Source organism: Mycobacterium sp., assembly GCF_049673265.1.
GTDB lineage: Bacteria > Actinomycetota > Actinomycetes > Mycobacteriales > Mycobacteriaceae > Mycobacterium.
Window position 1 is genome coordinate 1 of the sequence record NZ_JBATXN010000307.1, and the last position, 4,932, is coordinate 4,932.

At 60.7% G+C, this 4,932-nt stretch carries 6 protein-coding genes; 4 read left to right on the top strand and 2 right to left on the bottom strand.

What is annotated here, in order from left to right:
* Positions 1 to 367: 367 nt before the first annotated feature.
* From WBF82_RS10820 to WBF82_RS10830, 3 genes are all read left to right on the top strand, one after another.
* A complete protein-coding gene (locus WBF82_RS10820; RefSeq protein ID WP_424383035.1) occupies positions 368 to 604 on the top strand; it encodes a hypothetical protein in 237 nt (78 codons plus the stop codon).
* 693 nt (positions 605 to 1,297) lie between these two features.
* Entirely contained in the window at positions 1,298 to 1,558 is a 261-nt protein-coding gene (locus tag WBF82_RS10825; protein WP_424383036.1) for a TM2 domain-containing protein, read from the top strand.
* A gap of 179 nt (positions 1,559 to 1,737) precedes the next feature.
* Positions 1,738 to 2,274 (top strand): DUF2165 domain-containing protein, encoded by a 537-nt coding sequence (locus WBF82_RS10830; RefSeq protein ID WP_424383037.1) that lies wholly within the window; start codon positions 1,738 to 1,740, stop codon positions 2,272 to 2,274.
* A gap of 338 nt (positions 2,275 to 2,612) precedes the next feature.
* On the opposite strand, the gene WBF82_RS10835 is transcribed toward WBF82_RS10830, so the two are convergent.
* Positions 2,613 to 3,887 carry a cytochrome P450 gene (locus WBF82_RS10835; protein WP_424383038.1) on the bottom strand — a complete coding sequence of 425 codons (1,275 nt, stop codon included), beginning with the start codon at positions 3,885 to 3,887 and terminating at the stop codon, positions 2,613 to 2,615.
* Positions 3,888 to 3,969: 82 nt separating this feature from the next.
* Between WBF82_RS10835 and WBF82_RS10840 the strand changes: the two genes are divergently transcribed.
* Positions 3,970 to 4,422, top strand: a complete 453-nt coding sequence (locus WBF82_RS10840) for a VOC family protein (protein WP_424383039.1) — start codon at positions 3,970 to 3,972, stop codon at positions 4,420 to 4,422.
* A gap of 89 nt (positions 4,423 to 4,511) precedes the next feature.
* Here WBF82_RS10840 and WBF82_RS10845 read toward each other — a convergent pair whose 3' ends face one another.
* Positions 4,512 to 4,856 carry a DUF1801 domain-containing protein gene (locus WBF82_RS10845; protein WP_424383040.1) on the bottom strand — a complete coding sequence of 115 codons (345 nt, stop codon included), beginning with the start codon at positions 4,854 to 4,856 and terminating at the stop codon, positions 4,512 to 4,514.
* Between the last annotated feature and the right edge of the window lie 76 nt (positions 4,857 to 4,932).

The window sequence follows — 4,932 nt, forward strand, 5'->3', positions numbered from 1 at the left end:
ATTTCTTTGCTGTCGATGGTCGTCGGCTGCCGTAAGCCCGGTTCGGTCGGGGCCGGCCCGCAAGCGGCCCGGGCGCGACTACCGAGGTGCCGTTCGGCCCTGATGCTCGGCCACGCCTCGCTGTCGACCATGCAGAATTAGCCTGAGGTAGACGCCGAATGGCTGATCGAGGTCTATCGGAGCGCCCATCCGGATAACACGAATTTGATCGTGTTATCCGTTATTCCGGGGCGCAGACGGAGGCGCTCGAGGTCAAGTCACATCGTCGCATACCTGAGCGTTCTATCATTTTGCTGAATAGCCTCGCGGTTAGGCGAGACGGCGTAGCTTCAGGACATCCACGGGGGGTCGAAGGGAGACAGTTTTCATGAAGAAGATCGTTGCCAGCTTCGTGCTGGCGTTTGGCGGTATGTTCGCGACCGCCACCGCGGTGGCCCACGCTGACGATGTAGAGATCACAAATTTGAAATACGCCACCGAGGAGGGTTGCGAGGCCGAGGCACCGAATGTGAGCTTGACCCACCACGACTCGCACTACCCCTACTGGTACTGCGAGGCGGGCGATGACGGCTTTTGGCACATTTGGAACTCAACGCACCCTTAGTCATAAGCGGCAAATCGACACGGCGGTGCTTCCCGGAGCAGATCACCGTAGACCGGTATTGTGTGGCGCAAGATCCATTTGAGCCCTGAACCAGCATCATGGGTGACGCTCTGCGATCCACGAGCCTTACGTCCCACCACCGGTCGTGTTCCATTTCGGCGCCCTTCTCGATCTCTTCGTCGGTAAACGTGAAATCGATTGCGCCCCAGTCGCAGAGCGGCACGATCTGGCACCCAATATCGTTCAACTTGACCGCGATATGGCGCGCCTGGCTGCGGTTGGATTCTATGAAAGATTTTTCCAGCTCCGACCACGCCGGCGGCTTTGTCTTTCCGCCTTGTATAACGCCATAGCGGGCATGAATTGCCCGCGCCACAGTCTCGAATGATCCGCCTCGGCGAAGTCCGCGGTGCAAGTCTGCTGCGAAAACGGCAATTATTAGCCTGGTTCGTCCATGTAGAGGGGACGTCGCGGCCCGCCGACCATCGCGAGCGATCACCGGTCGCGCGCGTCGATTGTGGGCCGTCACGCCGACTTTGCCGTAACCGGACGAAAATCCGCTCGATGCCGGATCATGTGGGCATGACAACAGGGTCTGAGCCTCAATATCCCTCCAATGACCCCTGGGGCTCCCACCCTGGGTCTTATCCGCACGCCCCACAGCCGGGGTCTTATCCACCCCAGGGACAGCCAATGCCCGGTGGGTTCCACGGAGTGGACGCCTATGGCCGGCCACTGTCGGACAAGAGCAAGGCCGCAGGTGGTTTGCTGGGGATCTTGCTTGGTGGTTTTGGTGCCGGGCGGTTCTATCTCGGCTATACGGGCATCGGGATCGCACAGATCGCCGCCACCTGGCTTACGTTCGGGATCGGCGGAATCTGGCCATTGATCGACGGAATCATGATTCTGGTCGGCAAAGTGCCGGACGCGCAGGGCCGCCCGCTGCGCGATTGACTGACTGTCGTCAAGCGGCCACAGCCCTTCACCCGCCGGCCATTTCTCTCCCCCAGGGGGCAGCTGCTAAGCGGCCATGCGCCTCGGGTGGTCAAGTGGTCGCGGGTTCAAATCCTGTCAGCCCGACCCTCGATTGGGTAGCATCGCCGCCGTTACGGCGCATCCAGCTGGGAGGACAAATGGGTCTGAGCGACAAGGGTTTTCTCGAAGTGGCGGGCAGCCGTCGCGCGGCGCTCGCGGTTCTGGCGAGCATCACCGGCCTGTACTATTTGATCCTCGCGGCCAACAATTGTGTGGATACCGACACCAACCGCCGCGGCGTCGCAGCGGTGCTGTCGATGCGGGACACCATTCACCACGCCGGGATCGACTGGCATGCGATCACCAGCGAGACGGCTGTTTGGATCGTGTACATCCTCATCGTTATCTGGGAATTCCTGATCGCATTCGTCCTTCTGGCCGCCGCGGTGGCGTGGTGGCGAGTGGTAGCGGGCCGCCCGGTGCGCGATACCGCTGTGCGACTGGCGAGTATGGGGTGGACCATGGCGGTGCTGCAGTTCCTCGGCGGCTTTCTCACGCTTGCGGGCGAGTGGTTCCGAATGTGGGCGAACACGGAGGCCAATGCCACCTCGGCCGCCCTGCAGAACTTCCTCATCGCTGCGGTGGGACTCCTTCTGGTGCACTTGCCCGAACAGCCGGCCGAGGCACGATGCTAAAGGGCTCCCGCATATTAGCAATCGCGGCGGTAGGGGCAGGGCGACTGCAACAAGGGGATTGTTACAGGCCAAGATCGTCAGGGGATGCGGACGCGCTTTCTAAGCTTCACCTCCACCCGACCAAAGACTGAATCCCCCGCGCACCAACCTGATTGAAGCTGAGGTCAGCCCGAAGGCCTCATCCACAAATCGATGCGACGTCGCGAAACCACCTAGAAGCCTTCAAGATAGACACCACCTGGGCGGCTCTCGGATCTGGAACAACAACCGCGGTCAGTAATCCTGCCGCGCGGATCGATTTCACCCACGACCCATTTCCCCTTCGGATCGGATAGTCCTTAGGGCTTGGCGGTGCCACGTGAGAGACCCGGCGTGAACGTGACCGGTAGCTTGCCCAGGCCGGTCATACTCGGGTTGCCGAGGTATTGTTGCACTCCGTCGAGGTCGACCCGGTAGTCGGGAATGCGCTCGAGTACGGCTTTTACCATCACCTGAGACATCAGCCGGGCTAGATGGGATCCGATGCACCGATGGGGTCCAAGCCCGAACGCGACGTGGCGGTTGGGCGCACGGTCCATCAGGATTTCGTCGGGTCGCTCGAATTCCTGGTCGTCGTGATTGGCGGCCAGCCAGCTGATGACAACCCGGTCGTTGCGCCGAAGATGCTGTCCGCCAACGACGATATCGCGAGTCACTGTGCGGCTCAGCTGCTGATTGACCGAGAAGTAGCGCAGAAATTCATCTGCCGCGCTGCGGTGGAGCTCAGGGCGGTCAATGAGCTGTTGCCGCAAATCGGGGTGGGTGCCCAGGTGTAACAAAGTCAGCGCGGTCTGTGAGGTCGTGGTGTCGACGCCGCCGGCAATGAGGTTCCAAAGAATGTTCAGCAACTGTGCGTCATCGAGGCCTCTGCCGTCGAATTCGAACTGGATCAGAAAGCTGGTCAGGTCGTCGCGGGCGTCGGCTCGCCGAGCTGCTGCGAACTCCAGAACGTCCTGCATCATCGCGGGGACTTCAGCGATGGCCTTGGTGTACTCGGGACTGTCCTGGGGCACGGCCATCACGGAGTGAAACAGGTTGGCGTAGATGTGCCAGTTCTCGTAGGGCAGGCCCATCAGTTTCATGGTGAGGATCGCCGGAACCGGGCTGGCATAGTCGAGCACGAGGTCCATCTGCCCGTCGTCGATGCGTTGATCGAGAAACCAGTGCGCCGATTGCTCCATGAACGGCTGCATCTTTTGCACGGCTCCGGGTGAGAAGAACGGAGCCAGGGCATGCCGTAAGGCTTGGTGGTACGGACCGTCGACTTCGCCGATACCCAGGGCAGGTTGGCCATCGGGGCGCGGCACGCCCATCTCGCCTTGATAGTCGACGCCGTCGGCGGCATGCGGCTCGTATTTGTGTGAGAACACCTCGCCGTCCCGCGCGGCCTGGGTTACCGCGTCGTAGCTGGTGAGGAACCAGAATCCGCCGTAGTTCTCATTCCACGCCACCGGGCATTTTTGGCGCAGCTCGGCGTTGATCGCGAGTTCGTTGAGGTTGAACTCGTCGGAATGATGATCGAAATCCACGATCACGTCGCCGGCGACGTCGGGACGCACGTTGTTTTCACCCATAGAAAGCCTTCCAACGTCGCCAAGCTAGCAGCTTATCGCGCTATCTTTGTAAGTTTAGCCACCTACGCGCCTGGAGCCTGTAATGGTCAGCCACCGAACTGTTTTCAATCACGTAGGTCTGTGTGTCAGCGACACCGCGCGGTCGCGTCGCTTCTACGAGGGCCTGCTCGGATTCGAATTCTGGTGGGACCTGGAACCGCCTGACGAGGCCACCGCCCAACTGCTGCAACTGAACAAGCCGATCGGTGTGCGCGCGACATACCTTATCCGCGACGGCTTCGTGCTAGAGCTACTCGCTTACTCACACCGAGCCCTCCGGGCCGGCCCGGAACGTGCCATGGATCAGCTGGGGCTTACCCATCTGTCGCTATCGGTTTCGGATCTGGCCGACGTGTTGGCGACCGTGGAGAGCTACGGGGGATCAGTGGTCGAGAGCACCGTTACCGATCAGTCGGCGATGATTCGCGACCCAGATGGGCAGCTGCTGGAATTACTCCCGGATACCTGGCTGGCGGGCTTGCCACAGCGGCCCTAGTGAATCAGCCGGAGCGCCAATGTATCTCGTAGCCGTTGAGGGCTGGGCCAGGGGAGAAGCGTCACTGTGACGAATCCCGGTGTCGCAGGCTAGGACTTGTTCAGCGCAACTGCGGCGCGGATCAGCGCTTTCAACGCCTTGTCGTTGATCTTGTCGCCCTCATGGATATCGATGGCACGTCTGGTGTTGCCATCGAGGCTTGAGTTGAACAGTCCGGCCGGGTCTTCCAGCGATGCGCCTTTAGCGAAGGTCATCTTCACGACGCTCTTGTAGGTCTCTCCGGTGCAGACCATTCCGGCGTCATACCACACCGGGACGCCTCGCCACTTCCACTCTTCGACCACATCCGGGTCGGCCTCTTTGATCAGCTTTCTGATGTGAGCGAGCGTCTCACCTCGCCAATCACCCAGTTCTTTGATCCGTGTGTCTATCAGCTGCGAGGGCGAGTCGCCACCATTTTCTTACGGTGCGCCGCTCTTCGACTTCGTCATCGCCTGTATCGCTTTCTTC

Bases quoted from the DNA above. Each gene is read 5' to 3' on its own strand.
- WBF82_RS10835 (WP_424383038.1), bottom strand. From the start codon at position 3,887: ATGGGTGAAAACAACGTGCGTCCCGACGTCGCCGGCGACGTGATCGTG.
- WBF82_RS10825 (WP_424383036.1), top strand. From the start codon at position 1,298: ATGCCCGGTGGGTTCCACGGAGTGGACGCCTATGGCCGGCCACTGTCG.
- WBF82_RS10830 (WP_424383037.1), top strand. From the start codon at position 1,738: ATGGGTCTGAGCGACAAGGGTTTTCTCGAAGTGGCGGGCAGCCGTCGC.
- WBF82_RS10820 (WP_424383035.1), top strand. From the start codon at position 368: ATGAAGAAGATCGTTGCCAGCTTCGTGCTGGCGTTTGGCGGTATGTTC.
- WBF82_RS10840 (WP_424383039.1), top strand. From the start codon at position 3,970: ATGGTCAGCCACCGAACTGTTTTCAATCACGTAGGTCTGTGTGTCAGC.